This is a genomic window from Pseudomonas sp. MWU12-2037 (assembly GCF_023242345.1).
In the GTDB taxonomy this organism is placed as follows: Bacteria; Pseudomonadota; Gammaproteobacteria; order Pseudomonadales; family Pseudomonadaceae; genus Aquipseudomonas; species Aquipseudomonas gingeri_D.
This window is the reverse complement of the sequence record NZ_JALLIZ010000026.1, coordinates 44,100-70,206: the sequence shown is the minus strand read 5'-3', so window position 1 is coordinate 70,206 and position 26,107 is coordinate 44,100. Positions and strand designations below refer to the sequence as shown.

At 60.9% G+C, this 26,107-nt stretch carries 28 protein-coding genes; 10 read left to right on the top strand and 18 right to left on the bottom strand.

What is annotated here, in order from left to right; genetic code table 11:
• Nucleotides 1–225: 225 nt before the first annotated feature.
• Nucleotides 226–735 (bottom strand): hypothetical protein, encoded by a 510-nt coding sequence (locus M5B42_RS29880; RefSeq protein ID WP_152742033.1) that lies wholly within the window; start codon nucleotides 733–735, stop codon nucleotides 226–228.
• 668 nt (nucleotides 736–1,403) lie between these two features.
• On the opposite strand from M5B42_RS29880, the gene M5B42_RS29875 reads away from it, so the two are divergent.
• The 7 genes from M5B42_RS29875 to M5B42_RS29845 all read left to right on the top strand — a co-directional run bounded on the left by M5B42_RS29875 (nucleotide 1,404) and on the right by M5B42_RS29845 (nucleotide 7,005).
• Nucleotides 1,404–1,952, top strand: a complete 549-nt coding sequence (locus tag M5B42_RS29875) for a hypothetical protein (protein WP_248747846.1) — start codon at nucleotides 1,404–1,406, stop codon at nucleotides 1,950–1,952.
• A 406-nt stretch (nucleotides 1,953–2,358) separates the two neighbouring features.
• Nucleotides 2,359–2,739, top strand: a complete 381-nt coding sequence (locus M5B42_RS29870) for a hypothetical protein (RefSeq protein WP_248747845.1) — start codon at nucleotides 2,359–2,361, stop codon at nucleotides 2,737–2,739.
• A 218-nt stretch (nucleotides 2,740–2,957) separates the two neighbouring features.
• Entirely contained in the window at nucleotides 2,958–3,893 is a 936-nt protein-coding gene (locus M5B42_RS29865) for a YeeE/YedE thiosulfate transporter family protein (protein ID WP_248747844.1), read from the top strand.
• A 385-nt stretch (nucleotides 3,894–4,278) separates the two neighbouring features.
• On the top strand, nucleotides 4,279–4,779 hold the full coding sequence (locus M5B42_RS29860; protein WP_248747843.1) for a hypothetical protein: 501 nt from the start codon (nucleotides 4,279–4,281) through the stop codon (nucleotides 4,777–4,779).
• Between the two features lie 12 nt (nucleotides 4,780–4,791).
• A complete protein-coding gene (locus tag M5B42_RS29855) occupies nucleotides 4,792–5,034 on the top strand; it encodes a hypothetical protein (protein ID WP_248747842.1) in 243 nt (80 codons plus the stop codon).
• Nucleotides 5,035–6,258: 1,224 nt separating this feature from the next.
• On the top strand, nucleotides 6,259–6,702 hold the full coding sequence (locus M5B42_RS29850; protein ID WP_152742027.1) for a hypothetical protein: 444 nt from the start codon (nucleotides 6,259–6,261) through the stop codon (nucleotides 6,700–6,702).
• A gap of 108 nt (nucleotides 6,703–6,810) precedes the next feature.
• On the top strand, nucleotides 6,811–7,005 hold the full coding sequence (locus M5B42_RS29845) for a hypothetical protein (RefSeq protein ID WP_100941691.1): 195 nt from the start codon (nucleotides 6,811–6,813) through the stop codon (nucleotides 7,003–7,005).
• Between the two features lie 88 nt (nucleotides 7,006–7,093).
• Here the strand turns inward: M5B42_RS29845 and M5B42_RS32160 are convergent, their stop codons facing one another.
• Complete coding sequence (locus tag M5B42_RS32160) at nucleotides 7,094–7,225, bottom strand: hypothetical protein (protein WP_255916955.1); 132 nt, start codon at nucleotides 7,223–7,225, stop codon at nucleotides 7,094–7,096.
• A gap of 207 nt (nucleotides 7,226–7,432) precedes the next feature.
• On the opposite strand from M5B42_RS32160, the gene M5B42_RS29840 reads away from it, so the two are divergent.
• The gene (locus M5B42_RS29840) at nucleotides 7,433–8,440 is read left to right on the top strand and encodes an Ldh family oxidoreductase (protein WP_248747841.1); all 1,008 of its coding nucleotides are present in this window, start codon (nucleotides 7,433–7,435) and stop codon (nucleotides 8,438–8,440) included.
• Nucleotides 8,441–8,482: 42 nt separating this feature from the next.
• On the opposite strand, the gene M5B42_RS29835 is transcribed toward M5B42_RS29840, so the two are convergent.
• The 15 genes from M5B42_RS29835 to M5B42_RS29765 form a co-directional block, all read right to left on the bottom strand.
• Nucleotides 8,483–10,063 (bottom strand): aldehyde dehydrogenase (NADP(+)), encoded by a 1,581-nt coding sequence (locus M5B42_RS29835; RefSeq protein ID WP_248747840.1) that lies wholly within the window; start codon nucleotides 10,061–10,063, stop codon nucleotides 8,483–8,485.
• A 22-nt stretch (nucleotides 10,064–10,085) separates the two neighbouring features.
• Nucleotides 10,086–11,003, bottom strand: coding sequence for a dihydrodipicolinate synthase family protein (locus M5B42_RS29830; protein ID WP_100941688.1), 918 nt, complete (start codon nucleotides 11,001–11,003; stop codon nucleotides 10,086–10,088).
• 133 nt (nucleotides 11,004–11,136) lie between these two features.
• Nucleotides 11,137–12,165, bottom strand: coding sequence for a proline racemase family protein (locus tag M5B42_RS29825; protein WP_103499546.1), 1,029 nt, complete (start codon nucleotides 12,163–12,165; stop codon nucleotides 11,137–11,139).
• Nucleotides 12,166–12,324: 159 nt separating this feature from the next.
• Nucleotides 12,325–13,047: an amino acid ABC transporter ATP-binding protein gene (locus M5B42_RS29820; RefSeq protein WP_152742023.1), complete on the bottom strand. Its 723-nt coding sequence runs from the start codon at nucleotides 13,045–13,047 to the stop codon at nucleotides 12,325–12,327.
• A complete protein-coding gene (locus tag M5B42_RS29815) occupies nucleotides 13,040–13,690 on the bottom strand; it encodes an amino acid ABC transporter permease (RefSeq protein ID WP_103499548.1) in 651 nt (216 codons plus the stop codon). Before M5B42_RS29815 ends, M5B42_RS29820 begins: the two co-directional genes overlap by 8 nt.
• 10 nt (nucleotides 13,691–13,700) lie before the next feature.
• Nucleotides 13,701–14,366, bottom strand: coding sequence for an amino acid ABC transporter permease (locus M5B42_RS29810; RefSeq protein WP_103499549.1), 666 nt, complete (start codon nucleotides 14,364–14,366; stop codon nucleotides 13,701–13,703).
• Nucleotides 14,359–16,140, bottom strand: coding sequence for an aconitase family protein (locus tag M5B42_RS29805; protein WP_248747839.1), 1,782 nt, complete (start codon nucleotides 16,138–16,140; stop codon nucleotides 14,359–14,361). Before M5B42_RS29805 ends, M5B42_RS29810 begins: the two co-directional genes overlap by 8 nt.
• Before the next feature lie 10 nt (nucleotides 16,141–16,150).
• Entirely contained in the window at nucleotides 16,151–16,969 is an 819-nt protein-coding gene (locus M5B42_RS29800) for a transporter substrate-binding domain-containing protein (protein ID WP_152742021.1), read from the bottom strand.
• Between the two features lie 378 nt (nucleotides 16,970–17,347).
• Nucleotides 17,348–18,097, bottom strand: a complete 750-nt coding sequence (locus M5B42_RS29795) for an AraC family transcriptional regulator (protein WP_103499587.1) — start codon at nucleotides 18,095–18,097, stop codon at nucleotides 17,348–17,350.
• Between the two features lie 74 nt (nucleotides 18,098–18,171).
• Nucleotides 18,172–19,428 carry an FAD/NAD(P)-binding oxidoreductase gene (locus M5B42_RS29790; protein ID WP_248747838.1) on the bottom strand — a complete coding sequence of 419 codons (1,257 nt, stop codon included), beginning with the start codon at nucleotides 19,426–19,428 and terminating at the stop codon, nucleotides 18,172–18,174.
• Nucleotides 19,425–19,661, bottom strand: coding sequence for a (2Fe-2S)-binding protein (locus M5B42_RS29785; protein WP_103499553.1), 237 nt, complete (start codon nucleotides 19,659–19,661; stop codon nucleotides 19,425–19,427). Before M5B42_RS29785 ends, M5B42_RS29790 begins: the two co-directional genes overlap by 4 nt.
• Nucleotides 19,654–20,769 carry an FAD-dependent oxidoreductase gene (locus M5B42_RS29780; protein ID WP_248747837.1) on the bottom strand — a complete coding sequence of 372 codons (1,116 nt, stop codon included), beginning with the start codon at nucleotides 20,767–20,769 and terminating at the stop codon, nucleotides 19,654–19,656. Before M5B42_RS29780 ends, M5B42_RS29785 begins: the two co-directional genes overlap by 8 nt.
• The gene (locus M5B42_RS29775; RefSeq protein ID WP_152742018.1) at nucleotides 20,766–21,698 is read right to left on the bottom strand and encodes a 4-hydroxyproline epimerase; all 933 of its coding nucleotides are present in this window, start codon (nucleotides 21,696–21,698) and stop codon (nucleotides 20,766–20,768) included. Before M5B42_RS29775 ends, M5B42_RS29780 begins: the two co-directional genes overlap by 4 nt.
• 114 nt (nucleotides 21,699–21,812) lie before the next feature.
• Nucleotides 21,813–22,484 (bottom strand): GntR family transcriptional regulator, encoded by a 672-nt coding sequence (locus M5B42_RS29770; RefSeq protein ID WP_103499588.1) that lies wholly within the window; start codon nucleotides 22,482–22,484, stop codon nucleotides 21,813–21,815.
• Nucleotides 22,485–22,582: 98 nt separating this feature from the next.
• Nucleotides 22,583–22,882 carry a hypothetical protein gene (locus tag M5B42_RS29765; RefSeq protein ID WP_248747854.1) on the bottom strand — a complete coding sequence of 100 codons (300 nt, stop codon included), beginning with the start codon at nucleotides 22,880–22,882 and terminating at the stop codon, nucleotides 22,583–22,585.
• 130 nt (nucleotides 22,883–23,012) lie between these two features.
• Here M5B42_RS29765 and M5B42_RS29760 point away from each other — a divergent pair, with 130 nt between their 5' ends.
• Entirely contained in the window at nucleotides 23,013–23,894 is an 882-nt protein-coding gene (locus M5B42_RS29760; RefSeq protein WP_248747836.1) for an NmrA family NAD(P)-binding protein, read from the top strand.
• Between the two features lie 52 nt (nucleotides 23,895–23,946).
• Nucleotides 23,947–24,405, top strand: a complete 459-nt coding sequence (locus M5B42_RS29755; RefSeq protein WP_248747835.1) for a MarR family transcriptional regulator — start codon at nucleotides 23,947–23,949, stop codon at nucleotides 24,403–24,405.
• Nucleotides 24,406–24,572: 167 nt separating this feature from the next.
• On the opposite strand, the gene M5B42_RS29750 is transcribed toward M5B42_RS29755, so the two are convergent.
• A complete protein-coding gene (locus M5B42_RS29750; RefSeq protein WP_248747834.1) occupies nucleotides 24,573–26,057 on the bottom strand; it encodes a PLP-dependent aminotransferase family protein in 1,485 nt (494 codons plus the stop codon).
• Between the last annotated feature and the right edge of the window lie 50 nt (nucleotides 26,058–26,107).

Genomic DNA, 26,107 nt, shown 5'->3' with positions numbered 1-26,107 from the left:
AGTGAAAACGCCGGGTTTGGGACTCAATGGTGGTGGTCATGAAGGTTGAGCGAGAAATTGCATCTAATAGCCGGCGGCGCGATTGCTGAGTTGGACTCCATATCCGCGAATTGACACTCCCCTGACGCATCCTTGTTCGCGGGCTTTTTAGTCTGGGCGTGCGTATCCCTGGTACGGTTTTCCCAGGCTTTGTACGAAATAGATTCCTAACCGCTGGCGCGGCGCTCAAAGCCGGCCAAGATTGATATCTAGTGGCGCGGTGGCTGCATAAAAACATGTCACAAGCAGCGCAGCTACAACTACCCAGCGAAAGCCTTTAATTGCTGCGATGGATTGCCGGTATTTTTTCCAATAAAGCCACGTCCAGTGCGCGACCACCGCAAGATACGGTAAGCCAACTCCCAACCACATCAGCCTTTGCCAGTCGGTTGTCTTCCACAACACCATCGACAAAATGGCAACGAGACTGCCGGCGATACCCAGCCAGGTATTCCGGCCAACCCGGACCTGCGCATCTCTGAAGTGTTTGAACAGACGAACCAGCCCGAGCAACCCCCACCACAGGAACAACGGGATGAGCAACAGTATCAATAGTGACACTGAGCCTAAGGCAAATAGTGCAATTAGGGGAACGTAGCGGAAGGAAAAATAAGTATAAATGCACATCATCGGAAAGATGACGCAGTAGAGCTCCAGCTGTACCAGCCTGGGGTGAAAGCGGAGAAATCGATCCATGTACGCTTCCCTTGAAGTCAAAGTTGCCCGCTGAGAGGGCCAGCGCAGCCTAGTGACATTGACTACACGGAGCAACCAGGTGGCCTCTTGCTGGGCATGAATTCAACTCGTCATTCAGCGTCTGTTCAGTGATATTGGTGCTTTGGAATGGGATAGGCGACCGAATTGAAGTTCATTCTGAGCTATGAGCGAAGCTTTCTTCGCCCTGTGTTTGAGTGACTCCTGAGCGACCAGCTTTGGCCGATTGCTGTCTGTGGTGATCGGTGCGCCATCTCAGATATCAATAAGTGGCCTAGAGGCTTGTCTGCCAGACGGTGAAACCCGAGAATGCAGATTGAGCTGATTTGGAGCAACAACCAGCATGCTTTACCCAAAGAGATTGAGTCCGCAGTTTTCCGGCGCGCTGAGAACATTTAGCTTCTGGATCGCGAACGGCACAGTAGGGCTTCCGCTACTTGAGGGTGTTGACTACCGGGTATGCATGACGGAGGAGCCGAGCATGCTGGAGACCGCGTACGCAATTTTTGTCAATGTTCTAGAACTTGACGAGTACGGGGCTCCGACAAACGCCAAATACGCAGAATTTCGAGCCGCGCAATACATTCGCGAATATTGTGATCCCTCCTACAAAGCCTCGCCTGCGTTCGAAGCATGGGAGCAGGAACTCTATGATCCGCCTGACAGGTCCGATCCAAAGCCATGGCCGCCTGGCGCTGCCTAGGTCAAATAGTTCCGGTGAAAAGGTGGCGGATTTATTTTTTGCCCTGGACATCAGCTTTTGGTTGAAGTCCCCCTGTGGTGAGGCTGCGGTTAGCCGAGGTCGGATTCTGCGTAAAATAAATATGTCCCACTTTTCCCTATGCCGAGGAGCAGGGCGGCCAGGAAGGGGGTGGGTTGATGATCTGACTAGAGGTTTGGGACGGGCACAGATGGATGAGAAAAAATCAGTACTCGGCGGGAAATATATCTTGCTGTCAGTGATTCTTGGGATTGTTTTTGCGGGCTTTTTCTTGCGTAAGCAATATGATCCCCTGACGATGTCCATAGACCATTTTCGTCAGGTTGTAGCGGTGGGGGGAAGTGTAGGTCTGATAGCAAAGCTTATTTCAACTAGCGGCTTTGCGGGCATAAGAAAGATCGCCAGTGTCTTGATGGGGGCTGCTTGTTCTACTATTGGCATGACGTGGGTAATGCTTTTTTATATAGCAAAAGGGTAGGAGCGTCTATTTTGGGAAGTACGGTTGGATTTTTCAGAACCGTACTTGCTGACAATAGCATCGTTAAAAATTCGTTGAGTGATGCCAACTGATCAACGACAAAGCACTCAGTCTCTCAGGCTTTTTGCCCTGTGCTGCTTGTGGGTCTTAACGATCAGTCAATGTCTAAGGGGGGGATTTGTTATTTTTCTGAATTCTGCAGGCTCCCCAATGATGCCGTTCTTGTCTTCAGATGCGGCTCGCCCATGCCATATGAGAGACGCCGCTACCGGAGGCGTGAACGAAGATAGAGCCCCCCTACGCACGTGCTGCTAAGCTCTCGGGTGGCCAAACGGCATTATGGAAGCAATGAACCTCAGTGATGCGTGTAGTGGTCAACTGATCCCGCCCCCAAGAAGGAACTAACATGACAGACCGCCATATCTACAACCAATCTGATGCAAGCTGGACATTTGAAATCGTGACCGATGGCAGTGCAGGTAATCAATTTGGTAACGTTTGGTTCTCCGGCGACGGCTCGGGTCAGTCTCAAAACGGGCCATGGATTTTACCACCGAACTCTACGGCGCAAATCCAGTACACGTCCGACGAAGGCGTGATTAAGGGAACCTGGAGAATTACGGACCACCTTGGACAAAGCAGGATATTTGACTACAGCAACGACCAGAATTTTCCAGTTCCACCAACAGGAAACTGCCCGTACATCAGCCACGACGGTAATACTGGCGCAGTGAGCGTCAACGACCCGGCCGACGCTGATCTGTCTGTTGGCGGTTCAAATTGGTAAGACGTTCCAAATAAACCAGTTCTGCCAGGCTGCTCGCATGGCGGTCCATCCCTGAGTGACCGCCAGAACCTCAGATCAGGAACATGACATTCCGCATCTGACGGCTTCTGGCACGCCCGGTCCCACTTTTTCGTGTCAGATACACAGGTCGCCTGATCGAGAGCTACGCTAATGCCTACTGAGGCCCGGTCCATCCAAATCAGCAGTGGCGCACGAACATGCTTTTCTCTTTACTGATGGCGTTGGTATTAGCGTTCCTGATCGGCTGGGTTTCGCAGCGAATGGGTATGTGTCTTGTCAAAGCGTGCGAACAATTGCTGGCTGGTCGCCCGACGTTGTTTGTGGCACTGACATCGTGTGGATTGTTCGGGTTGATGCTGGCCCCGCTCTATCGTTTCTCTGAGGTCAGCCTGCCGCTGTACTCGCCTGGTATTTCCTATCCTTTACTGATTGCGGGAGGCTTGTTGTTCGGGGTGGCATCGGTACTGAACAACGGTTGCAGCGTCGGCACACTGACCAGATTTGCCAGCGGCAATTTCAATAAACTGTTCACGATGATCGGCTGGGTGCTGGGGATCGTGCTCTGGTATTACCTGCACATGATGCCCGAACAGAAAACCCTTCTGATGCCGGAAATTTCCAGCCGTCATTACTGGCTGTTGATCGGTGTAGTGGCGCTGGTGCTGATATTTTTGGTCGCCGTGCATGGTAATAAACACCTGGTGCTCTCCAGTATGCTGCTCGGTGCATTGACGAGTGCGCTCTATACGTTCGAGCCGTTATGGACACCTAGTGTGTTCTTTTACAACGTTTCGCAGATGTTCTGGCAAGCCGATATGGCAATCAGCGCCCGGCGTATTGCGGTGTTTGTTATGTTACTGGCAGGCATGCTGAGTTTTACCCTGTACAGGAAAACGTTCCGTTTCGAGGCCTTTGCCCCATCAAAGGCTGGTGTTCATTTGTTGGCAGGTATTTTGATGGGGATTGGGGCTTCGATGATGCTCGGCGGTAACGACTCGCAAATACTGTTGGTGTTTCCAACACTGGGCGTTGCTTCAAGCATACCACTGGTGTCGATTGCCACGGGCATTCTGATGTCATTGTGGTGCAAAAAGACGTGGTACAAGCTGAACTCGTTAACACCAACCACTTGAAGCTTTCTACTGGAGTTTGGGAAGTTTATTATTCTACAAGCTGCAGAATTAAGTCACTGTGAGACGCCGCGCAAATCACTCAATTTCATACCATCAGCACATGCTCGACTGACGGCCAAGGCCTACCAGCGCCGCTGGCTGGCAACTACCCGAATTGGGTGTGCAGGTTCGATCTGGATCATAGGCCACTGTTAGTTGCGCACGGTGAGTGGGCGGGGGAGAGCGTTGCAGCTTCTGGCGGGCGATTTGGCATTCAGGCAGTGCGAGGCCGCAGATCAATTGCAGGTTTTCTTCCATCAGACCGCGATCTGCCAGCAAAGTAGTGGTTTGTATCTTGGGTGCTGTTTGTAGAGAATCCCCCCTTTTGCTCGAAAGGATGCGTGCAATGAAGGTCGAAGGGACTTTCCAATACATGACCCCGCAGGGGATCGTTTTTAGCATCTCGCAGATCACCCTCACCGACAGCGAGCGCGGCCGCCTGCGCGAGCTTCATTTTGGCGAAGCGAAAAGCGCCCACTATCAGGTCAACAGCAAGGTCGTAGAGGTATACGACAAGATGCAGGCCAAGAACCTGCCGTGCGTGATGATGATCGGTATCTCCAAGCCGCTGACCCGACAACAGGCCGACGCCCTAGATGCCCAACGCACCAAACTCGCCAACCTGGCCGCCTCCGCCTTCGGTGGCGCTGCCGGTACTGTGGGCGGTTTAGCTGGGCCTGTAGGCAGTTTCGCCGCAGGTACTGTTGTAACGGCGGGTGTGCGCTCGTACGTCAATGACGCTCTGCCCACCTACCATGCAGGCGACGTAATCGTCAGCATCCAGGCGCAGGTCAATGGTGGGATTGGCCCACAGCGCTCTTCCGAATCCCTGATCATCAAGACCTGAGTGGGGCTGCACATGTCCGAAATTACCCAGACGATCATCGTCGTGGCGCTGGCCGTTCTACTTGATCGGTTTCTTAAGCCGTACCCGCTGCGCAAGTGGCTAGGGGTGACGCTGGTGGTGGCTGGCGCAATCGGCTGCATTGCCGTGAGCCAGGCCCAGTTGCTGGGCTTTGACATGGGATTGATGTCGGTCCTTGCCGTGCCGGTGGGCGCGGGGCTGTTCGTGACCAGGCGGAGGTTTGTGGCGGCTGGCTGATGTGCATCATCCCTAATTCAGCATCATCCACCAGCGCTTTGGTCAATACGATTTAAAAAGTAGGGCCTGCCTTCGATTGAAGCTGGCTGACTACCGTAGGCCCATTCCCGCCTGCGTGTTGTGAAAACCGAGACCGACTTTTTCAACAGAATCGGCCGATTAGCGACGGTTGAAGTCAGGCCGTCGCTGACCGACCCGAAGCGGAAGTTCGCTTCGCCGAAAAACGGTCGTGCAACCGCGTTCGCAATCAAACCTAGGCGTTCAGCCAGCTCACTTCAAGAGTCGCTGAGTGAAGGCCTGGTACAGGCCACCGCTTGCCTTGGAACTGACTCGCATGGACTAGATACGCTTGGGTCGACCTGAATGTCGCACCGCGCCGAAACGCGTCTGCGCGAAGCCGCGACGCGGCTGCTGAGATTTCGCGCATGAGACTCGCGAAATGAAGATTGACGCCGGAGCGCATTGGATGGCTATCCAGTTCCACTCTCCCTGCGTGGTAGTCCAAGTCCCATGCGTGCCAGATCGCTTCTGCCTCTACGACCTTGTCCAGTAGGATGACATCGATGGGCGCAAGGTCATAAATTCCATGTTCAGGTGTTGAACTGCCTTCACGGAGCCAAAAGTAGTGTGGCGCGCCTCCGAAATTTGCCACTCCTTCTTCCGGCAGTTCGACCTCTCCGTCATAGTCAAAGTAGCTATAGACGCGCTCAGTTGCCATAGTTTTCCCTACTTCATGAATGTCCGCAGTTGGCCGAAAGCAGGCGAATACTACCTTGTTTCGGCTGCGTCAGGAGGCCAGTCCTCATAGAAAGAGCCGCCTATTGGGATCGGGTTGCCATCCATGTGGTATGCAGCCCAGGCCAGTATGTGTGCCATGCGTTCAGCACCAACTGGCGACAGTCCGCAAGACACGCGAAATAGCCTTCCAAAAAAACTCATATTTCCCACACGTTTCAGGCATGGGAGAATATTGCTTGCGCCAAACGTCGGGGCTAATGTTCAGGTGTCGCTGCAAATTCAGCGATCGGGCTTGGTAACCCGGATTTGAGTAGGCGCACAGCGCCGCGAGAGCGGTTTTTTTGTGTTCGCGTTATGGCGGGCTGTGCGCAGGAGGCTTCGGCCTGCCGGTTCCTATTCACCGGTTTACCAACCTGCGTACAGTTCGCCACCCCTTCGCTTGGTAACGAAATGTGGCGGGCTCCTTTAGTGAATAGGAGTATCTCCATGGCTAAGAAAATCACTCCCGATCCGCCCTTCGCTCGCAAAGCCCTCAGCACTGCCGATAGGGCTATGTACCTGCGCAAACTCTCTGATACGCCATTCAACGAGTCCGAGCCAGCCCCGGCAAACACCCCCCGTTTGCTCGACACCCTGGCATTCACCAGCTCCAAACCCGTCACCCCCGAAGCCCCCTACAAACCCACGCTATTCGCCATCCAACCCGGCATCACCGCCCAGGACGCCCTGGTCTACGTTTCCAATCTGCTCGAAACGGCGGAACTCAACGGCGACGAAATCAGCCTGCACACCAACCCGGTCGAGCGGGCGTTGTTCTGGGGCATGCTGCATTCGGTGGAGGTGGCGCGTGCGGTGGTGGATGCCTTGCTGGAGGGCGCATCTCCCTCCAATCAGCTATCGTCAGCAGTGGGCAACCACCCAAATGGCTGAGTTCGCGAGACAGTAAAGCGGCCCCCGTTTCCAAGGTATTGAGTATGGAATCTTGGAAGCAACAGGAGTAAAAAATATCTTACCTGCCTCAACCCAGAGGATGTGCCAATGGTCATTACCGTCAAAGAACGCGATGAGGATCACATGTCCCATGACGCCAATAACGCGGGCGTCCGGATGTGGGATGTCTACCAGGGCGATGTGCTGGTCGGCGTTTATCACAGTGAAGCGGATGCGTTGAAGTACAAGGCTTTGCTGGAAAGCGGTCGATTGGATAGCCTCAAGGCGCCTCCAAAAGGCTGAGGCCAACACCATAAAAAAAGCCCGGCTTGATGCTGGGCTTTGTTTTTTGAGCAGGGGAGACCGGCCAGAGGAGACGCCGATCACCCGATCAAGCCCCGTTATTGCCCTGGGCCTGCCGCGCGGCTTTTTCCTTCTTGTGGTTCTTCATGTCCAGCCTGATACCCCAGGCAATGACAACAATGCCAAAGATGGCCATCAGAATGATTTGTTCGGTAGGCATAGCCTGCTCCTTGCAGAAAACGCTCATTGAACGTGCTGGCGCCGCGCCTGCCAAATCGAGGGGGTTACAGAATGTTTCGATGGGCGGGCAATACGGCCCATGTCGAGCCACCAGGGTGTGCCGAATTCGTCATCGTCCCGGCCTAAAGCGATCAAGCCGCAAGCTCTGGAATGGACCAGTCTGGACAGTCTGTTCAAGGAGCTGATTATGATCCGACTGTCCCTGGCTGAAGCTCGCGAGCTGGCCGAATCGATCCTGTTGCACAACGGTTTCAACCTCGCCCATGCCCAGGCGGTGACCGACACGGTGATTGCCGGCGAGCGCGATGGCTGCGCTTCCCATGGCCTGTACCGGATACTGGGCTGCGTGAACTCCCTGAGGAACGGCAAGGTGGCCGCCGATGCCGAGCCGCAGGTCATCGATCAGGCGCCGTCCATTGTGCGTGTCGATGCAGCGGGTGGTTTCTCGCAGTTGGCGTTCCAGGCGGGCCTGCCGCTGCTGCAAGAGAAAACCCGGGCCAACGGGATCGCGGCCCTGGCGATCAATCGCTGTGTGCATTTCTCCGCGCTCTGGGTCGAGATCGAGCAACTGACCGCTGCCGGCCTGGTCGCGCTGGCCTGTACGCCCAGCCATGCCTGGGTCGCACCGGCCGGTGGGAGTCAGCCGGTGTTCGGCACCAATCCCATCGCCTTCGGTTGGCCGCGTGCCGGCAACAATCCCTTTGTCTTCGATTTCGCCACCAGCGCGATTGCCCGTGGCGAGATCGAGCTGCATCGGCGTGCCGGCAAGGCCATTCCCGAAGGCTGGGGAGTGGACGCCCAAGGGCAGCCGAGTACCGATGCCAATGTGGTGCTCGATAGCGGCGCGATGCTGACGTTCGGCGGGCACAAGGGCTCGGCGTTGGCGGCTATGGTGGAGTTGATCGCCGGGCCGTTGATCGGTGACCTGACCAGTGCCGAATCCCTGGCCTATGACGCCGGCAGCAAGTCATCGCCGTACCATGGCGAACTGCTTATCGCCTTCGATCCGCAGCGCTTTCTCGGCGCGGCCACCGAGCAGCATCTGGCCCGTGCCGAAGCCGTGTTCGAAAGCATTGTGGGGCAGGGCGCACGCTTGCCGTCGCAACGGCGTTATGAGGCACGTGCGCGCAGTCTGGTTGAAGGGGTGCAGATTCCCGAGGCGCTGTACAACGATCTGAAAGCGCTGCTGGCCTGAATGAATCAGGGCACCATCGATCCAGCCGATGGTGCCCGGTTTTTACAGCGGTGTGCGCTGGCTGTGGCCATCGACCAGGCGATTGATGCCCAGCGGGTTGGCGTTTTGCAGCGCTTCGGGCAACAAGGCATCCGGGCAGTTCTGGTAGCACACCGGGCGCAGGAAACGCTCGATGGCCAGGCTGCCGACCGACGTGCCCCGGGCATCGGAGGTGGCCGGATAGGGCCCGCCATGAACCATGGCATCACCCACTTCGACACCGGTCGGATAGCCGTTGAACAACATCCGCCCGACCTTTTGCTCCAGCAGCGGCAGCACCTCGCCGTAGCGTTGCAGATCGCCGGCCTCGGCAATCAGAGTGGCCGTGAGTTGACCGTGCAAGCCCTGTAGCGCCTGTTGCAGCTCGGCGTTGTCGGCCACTTCAATGATGACCGTGGTCGGGCCGAAGACCTCTTCCTGTAACAGCGGATCGCCATTGAGCAGCAGACGGACATCGGCCTTGAACAGTTGCGGCTGCGCCTGATTGCCCTGCTGTGGTTTACCGGCCAGATGGCTGACACCTGAATGATCGAGCAGGGCCTGCACACCGTTACCGTAGCTGCGCAGCGTGCCGGCATTGAGCATGGTTTGCGCCGGTTGTTCGTTCATCAAGGCACTGAGCAGCGCGGTGAACGCCGTGAACCTTGGCGAGGCGATGCCGATCACCAGGCCCGGGTTGGTACAGAACTGACCGCAACCTTGCACTACTGAAGCCACCAGTTCACTGGCGATCTTTTCGCCGCGCAATTGCAAGGCTTCGGGCAACACCAGCACCGGATTGATACTGCTCATTTCGGCGAACACCGGAATCGGCTGCGGCCGTGCGGCGGCCATATCGCAGAGCGCGCGTCCCCCGGTCAGTGAGCCGGTGAAACCGACGGCCTGAATCGCCGGGTGCTTGACCAGGGCTTCACCGACCCCGGCGCCGTAGATCATATTGAACACACCCTTGGGCATATCGGTTTGCTCGGCGGCGCGGATGATTGCATCGGCCACCTGTTCCGCCGTCGCCATATGCCCACTGTGGGCCTTGAACACCACCGGGCAGCCCGCAGCCAACGCGGCCGCGGTATCGCCGCCGGCGGTGGAGAACGCCAGGGGGAAATTGCTCGCGCCGAACACCGCGACCGGGCCGACGCCGATCCGGTACTGGCGCAGGTCGACCCTTGGTAGTGGCTGGCGTTCGGGCAATGCGCGGTCGATGCGCGCGCCGTAGAAATCACCCCGGCGCAGGACTTGCGCGAACAGGCGCATCTGGCCGCTGGTGCGGGCGCGTTCGCCCTGGATACGGCCGGTGGGCAGGGCGGTCTCGCGGGTGACCAGGGTAATGAAGTCATCATCCAGGGCGTCCAGTTGCGCGGCGATGGCTTCGAGAAACTCCGCACGCCGGTTGGCTGACAGCGCACGAAAGGCCGGGTAGGCAGATGCAGCAGCCTGGGCGGCGGCATCTACTTCAGCAGCCGTGGCCTGGGTGAAGACGAAGGGCAGGGCCTCGCCGCTACTGGCATCATGGCTGTGCAGGGTGACGGTTCCGGCGGCGCTACGCGCACCGCCGATGTAGTTGTGGCCGATGATCTCGGACATGGAAAACTCCTGTCAGGACAACTCAGAGACCCACGTCCGGCAATGACGGACGATTGGCCATTGCCTTGGCCATGATCTGCTCGACGAACACACGGTCGGCTTCCGGCAAGGCCAGGCGTGGCGGACGGGTCAGGGCGCTGCCGCGACCGGCGATGGCTTCGCACAACTTGATGCACTGCACCAGGTCGGCACGGGCGTCGAGGTGCAGAATCGGCATCAGCCATTCGTAGATCGGCATGGCTTCGGCAAAGCGCCCGGCCTTGGCCAGGCGGAAGATGGTTTCGCCTTCGATCGGGAACACGTTGGACATACCCGAGACCCAGCCCTCGGCCCCCACCGCGATACTTTCCAGCACCACATCGTCCAAGCCTGCGAACAGCACAAAACGGTCGCCGACTTCATTGCGCACGTCGATAAAACGCCGGGTGTCGCCGGAGGAATCCTTGAAGCACACCACGTTGTCGCAGTCGGCCAGGGAAATCAGGATGTCCGGGGTCACGTCGTTTTTGTAGATCGGCGGGTTGTTGTAGACCATCAACGGTACGTCGGCGTTCTTGGCCACGTAGCGGTAGTGCTCGGCGGTCTCGAAGGGCTTGGAGCCGTAGACCAGCGCCGGCATCAGCATCACGCCATCAACGCCGACCTTACGTACCGCGTTGGCCACCTTGGCGGCTTGCACGCTGGTGAACTCGGCCACGCCGCAGATCACCGGCACGCGGCCACGGGAGGCATCCACCGCGACTTCGGTCACGGCGATTTTCTCTTCGGCGGTCAGGGAGGTGTTTTCCCCCACCGAACCGCACACCACCAGGCCCGAGACGCCGTCACGGATGACGTTGGAAATCACTTGGTGGGTCTTTTCCAGGTTGATGGTGAAGTCGTCGTTGAATTGAGTGGTGACCGCCGGGAAGACGCCGCTCCAATTGATGCGTTTGCTCATGATGCTCTCCAGTGGATTAACGTATTTCGTATACGATATTTTAAGTGAAAAAATTAGACCAGTGTTTTTTCGTCGGACGCCGTCAGGGCATCCCGGTTTTTCTCTATCAGCCGTCTAGCGGTGGCGTTGGCGCTCAGGCACCGGGCCAGGTGTCCGACAACCGGTAGCCTTGTGGCCAGGGATCGGCGGGGTCGAGCAGCAACTGGTGGGTGCCGGTGATCCAGGCCCGCCCGGATAGGCACGGGTAGATCGCTGCGCGCCCGGCCAGTTCGGTCAGGGAGTCGATGCGGCAGTGGAACTCCGAACCGATGATCGAACGCCCGATAAAACGCTCGCCGACCTGCAGCACGCCCTTGGCCTGCAACACCGCCATGCGCGCCGAGCAACCGGTGCCACAGGGCGAGCGGTCAATCTTGCCAGGGCGGATCACCACGGCGTTGGCCCCGGTGGCGACGCCGTTCTCGTAGACCACCGGCGCGGCGATCTGGCAGAAGGAGATATGCGACCAGTCCGGGTTCAGCGGGTGGACGAAGCCCAGTTGTTCGTTGGCGGCGCGGGTGATCTTCAGGCCGGTCTCGACCATGTCCCTGGCTTCATCGGGACGGATGGCAAACCCCAGGCGCTGGGCATCGACAATGGCGAAGCTGTCGCCGCCATAGGCGGTGTCGACCTGGATCGAACCCAGGCCCTCGACTTCGATCCAGGCGTCGAGGCGGTCGGCGAACGACGGCACGTTCTTGATTTCCACCCGCTGGACCTTGCCGTCCCTGCACTCGGCCACGGCTTCGATCAATCCGCCTGGCGCTTCGAGCACCAGTCGGGTCTGGGGTTCGGTCATCGGCAGGATGCCGCTGTCGAGCAGCACGGTGGCCACGCACAACGAGTTGGACCCGGACATCGGCGGGGTATCCGCCGGCTCCATGATGATCCAGGCCATCTGCGCCCGCGGGTCCTTGGCCGGCACCAGCAGGTTGACGTGGCGGAACACCCCGCCACGGGGTTCGTTGAGGACGAAGTTGCGCAGGGTTTCATCCCGGGCGATCCAGCGCGACTGTTCCCACACGGTGGCCCCGGGCGGCGGGGCTACGCCGCCGACAATCACATCGCCGACTTCACCTTCGGCGTGGCAGCTGACCACGTGGACGATTTTTGAAGAACGCATTGCAAACTCCTCCTTTGACTGTTCGCGGACCTTGTAGGAGCCAGCTTGCTGGCGATGGTCGTCAACGATAACGCGTGGCATCAGACTGATCGCGGTGTGGCGACATTCATCGCCAGCAAGCTGGCTCCTACAGGAGCGTGTTTTATTCAGGGATCATGTTTATTTCACGGACTTGAGGAACGCCGCCGTTTCCGGCTGCACGGGATTGCCGATGACCTGGTCGGGCGCGCCGATCTCGTGCACCAGGCCGTTGCGAAAGAACGCCACGCGATCGGACACATCGCGGGCAAAGCGGATTTCATGGGTCACCAGGACCATGGTCATGCCGTCTTCGGCAAGCATGCGCATGGTGTCCAGCACCTCGCCCACCAACTGCGGGTCGAGGGCCGAGGTGGCCTCGTCGAACAGCATGTAGTCCGGCGACATGGCCAGGGCCCGGGCAATCGCCATGCGCTGTTGCTGGCCGCCGGAGAGCTTGCCGGGGAAGGTCTTGAGCTTGTCGCTCAGGCCCACGTGGGTCAGTTGCCGGACCGCCAGCTCCTCGGCCTCCTGCTTGCTTTTACCGAGCACCTTGCGCGGCGCCAGCATCACGTTTTCCAGCACGGTGAGGTGCGGGAAGGCGTTCCACTGCTGGAACACAATGCCGATCTTCTGCCGCAGGCGGTTGAGGTCGGTGGCCTTGTCGTGGACCTCGATACCGTCGACGCGCACGCTGCCCTTGTGAATCGATTCCAGGCCGTTGATGCACATCAGCAGGGTCGACTTGCCGGAGCCTGAGCCGCCGATGATCGACACCACCTCGCCCTTGTTCACCGTCAGGCTGACGCCCTTGACCACTTCCAGGTCGCCGAAGGATTTGTGTACGTTGTCGATCTCAATCATTTTCTTGCCACCTTCTTTCCAGACGAGCGCCGAGGCGAGCGACCACCAGGCTCATGACGTAGTAGATAAGGCCCGCGATGCACAGCACCAGCAGCGGTTCCTGGATGCGCGTGACGATGGTTTGCGAGGCGCGCAGCAGTTCGACGATGCCGATCCACATCACCAGCGCGGTGTCTTTCATCACCCCGAGCACCAGGTTCAGCCAGCCGGGGAAGGCCACCCGCGTGGCCATCGGCAGGACGATCCAGCGCAGGTCCTGCAGGAAGCTCAGACCCAGGGAGCGACTGGCCCGGCGCAGGGTCAGGGGCACCGAGAGCACGCCACCGCGGACGATCTCGGTGAAGTACGCGGCGGTGTAGACCCCGAGCACGATGCAGCCGACGCTGAAGGCGCTGATATTCAGGCCGACGATGCTTTTCAGTGAGTTGAACAGGACGAACTGGATCAGCAACGGCACGCTGCGAAACGCGTCCAGCACCCAGGCCAGGGGCAGGCTGGCGCGGGGCAACAGCGCCCGCAACAAGCCGAACAGCAGCCCGGCGGCAGAGCCGAGGAGGATCGCCCAGAAGGTCAGTTGCAGGGTGACCCAGGCGCCGTTGAGCAGGAACAGCAGGTCATTCCAGGAAAAACTGGTGGAAAACATGGTCACCTCCTCAGTAGCGGAACAGTCGCCAGGCCATCAGCCGGGCTGCCGCGACGATCGCCTTGGCAATCAGGTAATACAGCACCGCTGCAATGGCAAAGAACTCGAAGGTGCGGAAGGTCTTGACGTTGTACTCCTGGGTCACCCCGGTGAGGTCATTGTTCAGGCCGACCACCACCCCCAGGGAGGTCATCAGCACCGCCCAGACCATCTGATTGCTCAGCGGATAGAAGACGATGCGCAGCAGCTGCGGGACGATGATCATCCGGTAGGCCTGGAAGGCGCTCATGCCCAGTGACCGTGCGGCGCGCACTTGGGTATCGGGCACCGCCTTGAGGCCGCCGCGAAAGTTTTCCGCGAGATAACCGGCGTTGTTGAAGGTGATCCCGGCCAGCAGGGCGAACCATGAACTGACATGCAGGTCCAGCGAGCCGAGGCCGAAGTAGAGGATGTAGATCTGGAACAGCGACGGGGTGTTGCGGGCAATCGATACCCAGCCGTTACCGATGCCACGCAGCAACGGATTCCTGGTTTCGCGCATCACCGTCAGGGCCAGGGCGATCAGCACGCCGAAGATCATCGACAGGGCGGCGGTCTCGAAGGTGACGACGGCCCCGGCGAGCATATCCGGCAAGGCGCGCAGGGCCGCGCGCCATTGGAAGGTGTAGTCAAACATGCGCGGGAGTCTCCTGTGGGACGGCCGGTGCCAGCCAGGCCGGCAAGCGCCCGCTGGCGTTGGCGGTGCAGGCGGCGTCGACGCATTCGGCCAGGCTGGCGAAGTGCACCTTGCGCCCCACCAGGCCAGGGGCGTAGTGGGCGTACTTGCCCGAGTTGGTCATCAAGGTGGTGGCGGCCGGCGGGATCACCGGTTCGCCAAGCATGCACCAGCAGGTGTCGGTGACCAGGGTTGCGCCGAAGGCTTCGATCGCCGCGATATGCCCGGCGGCGCGGGCCTGTTCCAGTACCGCACGCCCGCAGGTGATGGCCAGGACCACGTCGGGGTGCTTGTGCCGACCCCGGCAGAGACGGGCCAGATGGGCAAATTCGCTGAGGGAAAAATGCGGGTTGCCCAGGGACACCACCTCCACACGCGGGTCGCGGGCACTGTTGAGTTCACGCCAGCTCAGCAGCAGGTCTGGCAGACGGATTTTTTCCACCGGCAGCACAACACCCGGTTCCAGCACCTGGGTCGGATCGAGCGCTTCCGGGGTCACCCCGGCAATATGAAACAGCGGCGCCGCGGACGTGGTGGCGAAGGCCGCGCCGAAGGCTTTCAGGTCGTCGAGGCTTGGTTGGCGCTGTTCCAACCCGAGCACCAGGGGAATCCGGCTGCCGGACAGGGCACCGATGTGATAACCGAGCAATGGATAGAACGAGTCGTCCAACTCACCCAGGGCGGGCAGTTCGATTTGCAGCCGGGCCTTGCGCTGGGCGTCCAGATGGCAGCCGATCAACGGCGCGCGACCGGTCAGGGCAATGCAGATATCCAGGTAGTCCGGGTACTTCTGGGTGCGGGCGCCGAGCACGCTGTTGGCGTAGACCACGGCGTTGGATTCGGCCCAGACGATCTGTTCGCCGGCCTTCGGTGCGCTGTCGAGCAAGTAGGGCGCACAGGTGAAGCTGAGCTGCGCGCCCATCGCCATATAGGCATCGCCCAGGGCACTGGCGGGTACGCCGAGAGCCGGATCGACGCCCAACTCGCGCCAGCGGCGCTGGTCCACGGAAATGGAATTGAGGGTGGTCGGGACGCGAACGCGCGCGCCCCATTGCACCAGTTGTTCGGCAAAGCGCAGGCTCGCCGGGCCCGTATAGATGCAGCCGTCGATATGCGCCTGGGTCACGTCCAGCAAGGCGGGTGCACCTTGCAGTTCGGCCATTTGCAGGATGATCTGCATGGCCACCTGGGCGGCCTTGCCGTATTGGCCGTCCAGCAGGGCGAGGTCGTGTTCGCTGAGGGCGACGCGGTTTGCCGCAGGTTGTGCCTGCACCGGTGTGGTCGGTGCCTGCCAGTGATCGGCGGGTGTCTCGTCGAAGAGCGTCAGGCGGCTGCCTTCTACCCGGGCAAAGGCCTGGCCGCGCAAGGCGGAAAAGGCCTCCCGGCCGATGCACAGCACCGGCAGGGAACGCTCGAAAATCACCTGGGCCACCAGCACGCCGAGAGTCAGGATTTCATCCGGTTCGGCCAATACCAGCGCTGCCGGCGCATGACCATTGCTGATCAACTCCATCATGACGCTGCTGCCGGTACAGGAACCGCGGCCGCTGGGCAACGCCAGCACGCGGCCGGCCAGGTGCTCACCACTCAAGGGGTGATGGCGGTCGATCACCTCGCCACTGAACGGATCGACTCCGCCCCAGAAACTCAGGCCGACGTCGGCGAACAGCAAGGGGCCTTGGGCGGCTCCTTCAACCAGGCTGCGTCCTGGCAGGGAAGTGGGCGTGCTGGGCATTCAGGTTTCCTCAGTAGTAGACGTGGGGCACGGTCAGGTCGGTCGGCGGAATCTCGGTCCCGACCCATTTGACGAACAGCTCCTTGTAACGTCCGGTACGCACCTGTTGGTTGATAAACAGGTTGAGGTAGTTGATCAGGCCGTACTCGTTGCGCTTGGCCCCCAGCGAGACGTAGTCGATCACGTACGGCGCGTTGCCGGCGACCTTCAGGTTCTTGTATTTGCCTGATTTGAGCGTAGCGGCTGCCACGGTGTTGGTGACGACGGTGGCGTCGATATGGCCCTGGGCGACGGCCAGGATGGTGTCGTTCTGCGATTGGTAGGCGCGGAAGCTGCCGGTGCCCCAGCTCTTCTGGTCTTTTTCCAGGGCGAGGGCTTCAAAGGTGCCGCTGGTGTTGCCGACCGGCTTGCCCTTGAGGTCTTCGTATTTGCTGATGCCGGTGTCGGTGCGGGTCAGGACCACCATCTGGAAGGCGAAGTAGGGCAGGGACAGGCCGACGGTCTTGGCCCGCTCGAGGGTGTCGGAGGTGGAGGCGACGATCACGTCGGCACGGCCCGAGACCAGTGCCGGGATCCGATCCGGGAACGGCGTCTCGACGATCTCGGCATCGACCCCGAGGACTTTTGCCAGGTCGTTGCAGTAGTCGACGTCGAAACCCACCGGCTTGTTGCTCTCATCGCGGGAACCCATCGGCGGGAAATCCAGGGTCACGGCGCAACGCAGCTTGCCCGAACCGATGATGTCGTCGAGCTTGTCGGCCTGGGCCGTGGCGATAAAGGACGAACTGAGAACCACACTGAGCGCTGCGGCAAAAACGGGATTTTTCATGGAGACCTCGTTATCGGTGAGTGGTGTTGGCTGTCGTATTAGGAATTTCGTATACGATATTAGATTAGCAATGACTGTGCCTGTTTCAATCTCAGGACATGAATTCTTCGTGGGTCCTCGGGTTAGAGGGGTTACGGGGGGGGGGCCAGGACTCAGGCGTTCGCCGATAGGGGGTGAGAGGGTGTTACAGAAGGGAGCATGTTTTCGCGACCGCGCCCTTTAAAGGAACACCGCCTTCAGCCAGTGCCGACTCGGTCATTGTGGGAGCGGAGCTTGCCCGCGAAGCTTTTGGCGGTCTCAAGGGCCTCTTCGCGGGCAAGCTCCGCTCCCACAGTGACACCACACAACAGTGTTGTGGGTTTCAAGGGGATGGGAGGCTCAGCGACGGCTGTCGCGGTACTGGCTGGGCGCCAGGCTGGTCAGGGCGCGGAACTGGCGGCTGAAAGCGCTGTGGTCGGTGTAACCGCAGCGCAGGGCGATCTCGGTGATCGGCAGGTCAGTGTCCAGCAACAGCCGCGAGGACTCTTCCAGGCGCGCCTTGTGAATCATCTGCCGTGGAGTGAGCTGGAACACCCGTTTGCAGTGGCGCTCCAGTTGCGCCACCGAGAACCCGGCAATCGCCGTCAGTTCGGCCAGGCTGATGGGCCGGGCGAAGTGGCTGCGGATATGGGCATCCACCGCCGCGAGTTTCGGGAAGGCCGGGTGACTGGATTGCGGCAGTTGCAGATCCCGGGAAATCCCGGCCAGGCCGACGATATGGCCTTGGGTATCCAGTAGCGCGAGTTTGTGGGTCAGGCACCAGATCGGCTGGTTGCCGTAATAGAGGTGCAGTTCGAGTTGGTCGGCCAGCTCGCGACCGCTGGACAGCACCCGCCGATCCTGCGCGGTGTACAGCGGGCCGAAGCGTTCCGGAAAGACCATGTCGGCGGTGCGCCCGAGCAGCTCGGCGCTCTCCTTGAAGCCGCAGCGCCGGGCCAGGGTCTGGTTGACGAAGGCGTAGCGGGCCTCGCTGTCCTTGATGAAAAACACCACGTCCGACAAGGTATCGAGCAGCGGCGCAATCGGCTGCAAGCTGCTTAACAGGGTCGGCAGATCGCAGGGTTTGAAGTGGCTGAGCGAGGCATACATGGTGCTGGAAGCCTGGGGGCGATCTTCTGGATCATAGAGGCTCGGCGCCGGGCCCGGAAGCCCCGGGCCGGCATTCAGGCCGGTGGCGCGTCGTCCAGGCACAACAAGGTCTCGATCCGCGCCGGGCTGAAGGGCGGGCGCGGTGCCGAGGGTTGCCAGCCGAACAGGTGTTGCGCGGCACCGCCGCAGACCCGGCCCTGGCAGGCGCCCATGCCGCAGCGAGTGGCCAGTTTGGCTTCGCGCCAGTCGAGGTGTGTTGCCAGTGCGGAGTAGGGTACATCTTCGCAGCGGCACACCAGGGTGTCGGGTTGGGCCAGTGACTTGAGTGTCGGCTTGAGGCGGAAAGTGTGGTTCAAGACCTTGGCAAAGCCCTGCCAGCGTGCCCGCAACGGCCACAACGTCTGGGCCTGCGCACGTTCACCGACCGCCGCATGCCCGGCAATCGCGCCCTCGAGCAGGGCCAGCTCACTGCCACCGAAACCGGTGCATTCGCCCGCCGCGTAATGATCGGCGCGGCTGCCGGCTTGCCAGGTATCGACCGCCAGGGCCTGGCCATCGAGGGCGTAGCCCAGGGCCTGGCCGAGCTGGGTGTTGGGGATCAGGCCGAAACCGCAGGCCAGTCGATCACAGGCCAGCTCGACGATTTTTCCCTGCTGTTGCAGGCGCACGCCTTCCAGGCGATCCGTGCCCAGGGCGGCGAGCACATGGCTGTTGGTTCGATAATGGTGGTCGAACAGGCTGAACGATTGCAGCAGTTTGTCCGGCCAGCGCGGCAGTTGCGCGGCGAAACCGGCGACGGCGCTTGTGCTCGCCTGCTCGGCGATACGCAGCACCCGGGCGCCGTTGTGCCTGGCGGTCGCGGCGCTGGCCAGCAGCAAGGGGCCGCTGCCGGCGATCACCAGACGCTCTTCCCGCACCGGCAATCCGCCCTTGATCAACGCCTGGAGTCCGCCCACACCGGTGACGCCGGGCAGGGTCCAGCCGGGGAAGGGCAGCAGCAATTCGCGCGCGCCGGTACACAGGATCAGTTTGTCGTAGGCAATCACCCAGCCGCGTTCATCGTCTTCGACCAGCAGCTGTTTCGGACCGGCGCAGGCAATCACCCGGGTGCTGGCATGGCGTTGGATATTGCTGTGGTTCTCCAGTTGCTCGCGCAGACGGTGGGCCTGCTTCGGCAACGTGGCCTGAGGTCCGTCGCGCCAGATCTGCCCGCCCGGCAGCGGGTTGTCGTCGAGGATGACGATGCGTGCGCCGCTGGGCGCCGCGGCGAGGGCGGCGGCCATACCGGCGGGGCCGGCACCGATAATCAGCAGATCGGCGTATTCGCTCATGCTTGAGTCTCCACGCGCATGCCGTCACGGCACAGCGTCTGGCAGGCCAGACGACGGCGACCGTCGATGTTCACCCGGCATTCCTGGCAAATGCCCATGCCGCACAGGGGCGCGCGGCGTTGGCCGCTGACCGATGTGCGGCTGCAACCGTCGCCGCCGAGCGCCAAGGCGGCGGCGACGCTGGTCCCTTCGGCAACCTTCAGGACGTGGCCGTCCAGCAGTAATTCAGGCATAAACCGGCTCCCCGAGAAAACGTTGCGGCAGATAAGGCAGTGCGGCCAGCGGCGGCGCTTCATCGAACAATTGCGCCACCAGCAGGTCGGCGGTGCCGGGTGCCGTTGTCACCCCCAGGCCTTCGTGACCGACGGCCAGCCACAAGCCCTGGCGTTGCGGGTGCTGGCCCACCAGCGGCAAACCGTCGGGGCTGGCGGCGCGAAAGCCGGTCCAGGCGCGGATGCCATTGAGTTGCGCCAGCCCGGGCATGTACTCGATGGCGCGCTTGAGCATTTTGGCGAGCATCCAGCCTTCGACCTGCGGGTCGGTGGTGCCGAATTGCCGTGAGGCGCCGATAAACAATTGCCCGGTGGGACGCGGCTGGATATTGCACGCCGCCGAAGGGCCGCTGGCATTGTGGGCGCTGGTGACGTAACCGAGTTCCACCAGGGTGCGGGTGACTTTTCCGGGGTAACGGTCGGTGATCAGCAAGTGGCCCTTTTTCGGCACGATCGGCAATTCCGGGCACAGTTCGCTGGCCTGGACGCCGTTGGCCAGGATCACCGCATCGGCCTGCAGCCAGTGACCGTCGTCGAGGCGCACACGGTTGCCGTCGACTTCACTGACCCGCGCCCGACGCTGGCGGATATGGGCGCTTTCGAGCATCCAACGGGCGGTCGCCGGGGCATAGAGAATGCCGTCGCCATTGATCAGCAGCCCGCCTTCCAGGCCTTCGCGCAATTCGGGTTCGCACTGGCGCAAGGCGTTGCCGCCGATCAACTCGCAGGCCACGCCCTGGGCCTGCAAGTTCAGGTGTTTAGCCTGGGCGACGGCCATTTCTTCGGCATTGGCCGCCAGCCACAGGGTGCCGTTGCTGCGGTAGGCGCAACCGTCGGGTAGCGTCGGGGCCGTTTCGCGCCAGCGTTGCAGGGAGTATTGGCTGAGGGCCAGTTCGGCCGGATTGTCGTCGAGCACCAGCAAGTGGCCCATGCCCGCCGCCGTCGCCCCGGGCAGGCCGGCGTCGAGCACCAGGACCTGCAAGCCACGCCGGGCCAGCGCCTGGGCACAGGCGGCGCCGATGATACCGGCGCCGATCACGATCACATCGGCCACCCGGCCCTCGTTCACGGGCGAATGCCCCAGGCGAATGGGTCGTCCTGTTCGAGGATCAGGCTGGCCTCGGCGCTGATAAAGGCGCGGCCACGAATGGTCGGCACAATGCGCTCGCCCTGATGCTCGTAGGAACCCTCGAACTCGCTGCCGATCACACTGGCCTGACGCCAGATCTGCCCCGGTTGCAACTTGTCGTCGGCCGCCAGGCACGCCAGTTTGGCGCTGGTGCCCGTGCCGCAAGGGGAGCGGTCGTAAGCCTTGCCGGGACAGAGGACGAAGTTGCGGCTGTCGGCGTGGGCGTCATCAGCGAACAGCTCGATATGATCGATCAGCCCGCCATCCTCACCGCGAATACCCTGGGCCTCCAGGGCTTGCTGGACGGCGAAGGTATAGGCGGTCAGGGCCTCGAGATTGTCGCCGGCGATATCCAGGCCATGCTCGGCAATCAGGAAGAACCAGTTGCCGCCCCAGGCGATATCACCAACCACCTCCCCGATACCCGGCACCTCCAGCGCCAGGGCTTTCTGGTAACGATAGGCCGGGACGTTGCGCACGCTCACCGAATGGTCGTCATGCAAGGTCGCCTGCACCGTGCCCACCGGTGTCTCGATGCTGTGGGTGCCGGGGCCGATCCTGCCCAGGTGCGCCAGGGAGGCCACCAGGCCGATGGTGCCGTGGCCGCACATGCCGAGGTAACCGGTGTTGTTGAAGAAAATCACCCCGGCACAGGCGCTCGGGTCCACCGGCTCACAGAGCAGGGCGCCGACCAGCACATCGCTGCCCCGTGGTTCGAGGACGCAGGCCGCGCGCCACTGATCGTGCTGTTCGGCCAGCCGCTGCCGGCGCACGGCCATGCTGCCGTTGCCCAGGTCAGGAAAACCGGCGATCACCAGGCGGGTAGGTTCGCCGCCGGTGTGGGAGTCGATCACGCTGATGCGTTTCATGGGAGGGCCACGTCCGTTCCGATAAGTGACGGACAGAGTGGCCTGCAGAGGGGGGCGGCGGCTTGAGGGTTTTAGCCTGTGCCGATGACGAAATCAGCACAGTGCGCGATGCCGTCAATGGCTATGGGGCAGGTGCTCGAACAGGGTCTTGCAGACGCCGGCGATATGCTCGTCGAGCAGCGTCACCGCGCGATCCACATCACCGGCGCGACAGGCCGCGAGAATCTCCCGGTGTTCGTGGTCGGCGCGTTCCTTGCCGGCGGAAAGGCTCATCTGCATGCGCAGGTAGCGTTCCAGCTTGTCGTTGACCGAGCGGATCAGGCTGACCAGAAACGGCCGTTGCGCCGGTTCGTAGAGGCAGGCGTGCAACTCCCAGTTGAGTTCGGCCCAGCGACCGACGTCATCTTCACCGATAAATTCCTGGCAGATGCGTTCGGCACGGGCGAAGGTTTCTTCGGTCATGTTCGGAATCGCCAGGCGCAGCGCCTTGTCTTCCAGCAGCATGCGCACTTCGAACATCTGCGCCAGTTCCGCATCCGACACCCGCGTGACCATCGCCCCACGATTGCGCTGGAACATCACCAGGCCTTCGGCTTCCAGGCGCTTGAGGGCTTCGCGCACCGGAATCTTGCTGACGTTGAACTGCCGGGCGATATCGTCCTGGCGAATCGGCTCATCCTCGGCGAAATGCCCGGCGACGATGGCGTCGCGCAGATGGCGGGTGATGATTTCCGACGTCGAAGGCGAGTTGCCGAGGTCGGGAGCGTTGAGTTTTGGTAGGGCCACGGTTCTGATCGTTCGCAATGGGTTGTGCCGATGGTATACGAAATCTTCTGGCTGTTCCTTGGCGATGGTGCGGACGGTCAAGCCAGTGGGCACGGCATCTAGCCGGCGATGGCTTGGGCCGCCTGCGCCAAACGCCGTGTGGCCTCGCGGATTTCATCGCGATCCAGTGAGGCAAAACCCAGGCGTAATGCATTCTCCGGTTGATCCGTGGGCGCGAACTGGCGGCTGTTACTCGCGGTCGGCCACGTGACGGCGTAGCCCGGGCTGTTGCACAGCTCCATGATCGCTTGTCGTTCGACCTCGCTCAGCGCATTGCGCGGCCTGTGCCGTGCCGTGGTCGTTCGGGCGTCCGCCTGAACAGCCTCGGTTTCAGCCAGCGCCTTGTCTTTACGGCGCAACCCGCCGAACGGTCATTGGAGTGGGTTGACAGTAAGAGCATATGCTCTTAATTTAAGTGCATAGGGGCATGTGCTCTTATTTTTAATCATATAGGAGCATATGCTTCTATTAATTGAGAGGACCACGATCATGAGCGAAGCCGAAATTCTTGTAAGCGGTGCAACCGGGCGTACGGGTGGGGCGGCCATCGATGAGCTGCTCAAGATGGGCAAGCGCGTGCGAGCTTACGTGCGCTCGCACGATGAGAGGGCTGCGGTCCTGCGCGAGCGCGGGGTTGAAGTTGCGATTGGTGATTTCACCGATATCGATGCTATCCGCGCGGCGATGGAGGGAATCCGCTCGGCCTATTTCCTTTATCCGCTGGCGTCCGGAATTGTCGAAGGTGCAGCGTATTTTGCCCAGGCAGCGAAGGAAGCTGGAGTCAAGGCGATCGTGAACATGTCGCAGATTTCCGCACGGCGTGAGTCCAGGAGTCATTTGGCACAGGATCACTGGATCTCCGAACGTGTCTTCGACTGGTCGGGCGTGCCCACAACGCACCTGCGCCCCACGTTCTTTGCGGACTGGCTCGTGTACCCTCACTTCGCCAAGGAGATCTGGGCCAAGAAAAAAATCGAGTTTCCCTTCGAGAATGGTCGTCACGCGCCAATCGCGACTGACGACCAAGGGCGGGTGATCGCCCATATCCTGGCCAACCCGGCGGGACACGAGGGTAAGATCTACAGCCTTCACGGCCCGGTCGAGATGAATCAAACCGAGATCGCAGCGGCCATGAGCGAGGTGCTTGGCGCGAAAATCGAGTACGCACCGGCATCGATCGAGGCGTTCGAGCGTAAAATGACGCAGGAGTACAAGTTTCCGCCAGCCTTGGTACAGCATCTGGTTGAAGTCGCTCAGGACTACCGAGAGGGCGTCTTCGCGGGTGTGAACGATGTGGTGGAGAAGGTCACCGGTACGCCCGCGTTGTCCGTGCAGGCTTTCATCGAAAAATACCGGGACGTCTATGCATGAGCCGTACGTCCAGGTCGTAAGTAATCATCTGTGCTAGAGAGGAAATATAGAGATGCTGCCGGTCAACCAACCGCTAGGGATCGCCCAGTGCAATTGTTCCGCAATAAGGAAGGCGAGCCGGCAGATCTCTCGTTTCTACGATGCGCACCTTGAGCCATCGGGGTTGCGGATCACCCAATACCTTACCTTGGCCGCTCTCTATGAGCTGGGGAGTGCTGCAATCAATACCCTGGCTGAGCGGCTCGATATCGAGCGCACGGCGATGGGAAAAATGGCCGGCTTTCTGGAGCGCGAGGGATTGATCTCGATCCGTCCTTCGCCATCGGACGGTAGAAGTCGCCTTGTAGCGCTAACCGAGGAAGGTTTGAGCTTGTTCAAAAGGGCTGCTCCTCTCTGGGAAGAGGCTCAACGAGAGTTTGAGCAATTGAACGGCATTGAAAAGGTAACGTCGCTGCGGCAGGATCTGGCTCGAGTGAAAGTCGGTGATAGGGTTGGGATATCCGACGACTGAAAGCCAGTTCGAACGCCCCGTCGCCCGAGGAAAGCCTTCGTGCGCCGCATGGGGGGAGCCCCAAGGAGTCCGCACAACGCTTCGCGCCAGTTAATGCACCGGCTTCCCAGGAAAAGAAGGCTGCCATTGGGGTTCTCTCGACGCGTTGAGCTGATGTTGGCAAACCTTCAGGCGATGGCTTTCGCCGCCTGCGCCAAACGCTGCGTAGCCTGCTGTATTTCATCACGATTGAGCGAAGCAAAGCCCAGGCGCAGTGCATTCTCCGGCTGATCCATGGGCGAGAACTGGCGGCCGTTACGCACCACCAGGTCGAACTCCAGGGCTTTCTCCACCAGTTGGCAGACGTTTATGTCGTCCGCGAAACGCACCCACAGTGCCAGGCCGCCTTCAGGCTCCTGCACCGAAATGCGCTCGCCAAAGCCCTCCACCAGGCAACGGTGGAGGATTGCCCGACGCTGGCGGTATTCCTTCGAGACCCGGCGCAGGTGCTTTTTCAGTTCACCGTCATTGATCAGGTCCGCCAGCATCTGCTGCGACACCGCGTCGCCGTGGCCCAGGGTCAGCGCGGCGTTGCGGTTAAGCACCTCGATCACATTGCCGGGCGCGACCACATAGCTGCAGCGGAAGGTCGAGCCCAGGGACTTGGACAGCGAGCCGATATAAATCACATGGCGCTGGGTGCTGTCGCTGGCCAGGGGCAGATAGGGGCGACCGTCAAAGTGATACTCGTAGTCGTAGTCTTCCTCGATCACGCAGAAATCATGGCGCTTGGCCAAGGCCAACAGTTGTTGCCGACGCCCGGCATGCAGGCTGACGGTGGTGGGGAATTGGTGATGGGGCGTGAGATAGATCATCCGCACCTGGTGCAGCCGGCACAGCGCGTCGATCTGATCGACCCGGCAGCCTTCGCTGTCCAGGTCCACGGTCACCAGGCGTGCGCCCAGTTTACGGAAGATCTCCCACGCCGGCGGATAGCTCAGGCGCTCCACCAGCACCACGTCACCGGGTTCCAGCAGCGCGCTGGCGGTCAGGTACAGTGACATCTGCACGCCCTGGGTCAGGCAGATATGCTCGGCCTCGACGGCCAGGCCGCGATTATTGCGCAGCATCTCGGCCAGGGCCCGGCGCAGCGCATGACTGGTCCCGTCGCTGCCGTGACGCACGGTATTGGACACGAAACTCTTGCGCAGCGCGTTGCGGTAATAACGATGCAGGACGGCTTGCGGCAGCAAACGGTGGTCACAGGCGCCGTTGTCGAAGAACAGCGCGCCAGGCTGCTGTTGCAGTGCCGTCGCCGGCTGGCCCGGGGTGAAATACGGCACGGCGGGTTGCGCCCGCAGTTCCAGCGCGAAGGAGGGCGGGGCGCTGCGGGCCGTGGCCGTGGGGGCCAGTTGCGCGTTGACGAAGGTGCCCCGGCGCGGTTCGCTGACCAGCCAGCCCTTGGTCATGGCTTCCTCGTAGGCCAGGATCACGGTCTTGCGGTTGACGTCGAGCAAGCGCGCCATTTCCCGCGTCCCGGGCAGCAAGGTCCCGGGCGTGAGGCGTCCGTCGACAATCGCGGTCACCAGGCCTTCGACAATCTTGCGGTAGGACGCTTGAGTCTCGCCTCCCTCCAGGTTGAGCAAGGGTCGCCATTTACGCATCTGGACCATCTGAACTATCCAAAACTGGAGGTTTTAATGGTCCTAGTCTAACGCAACAA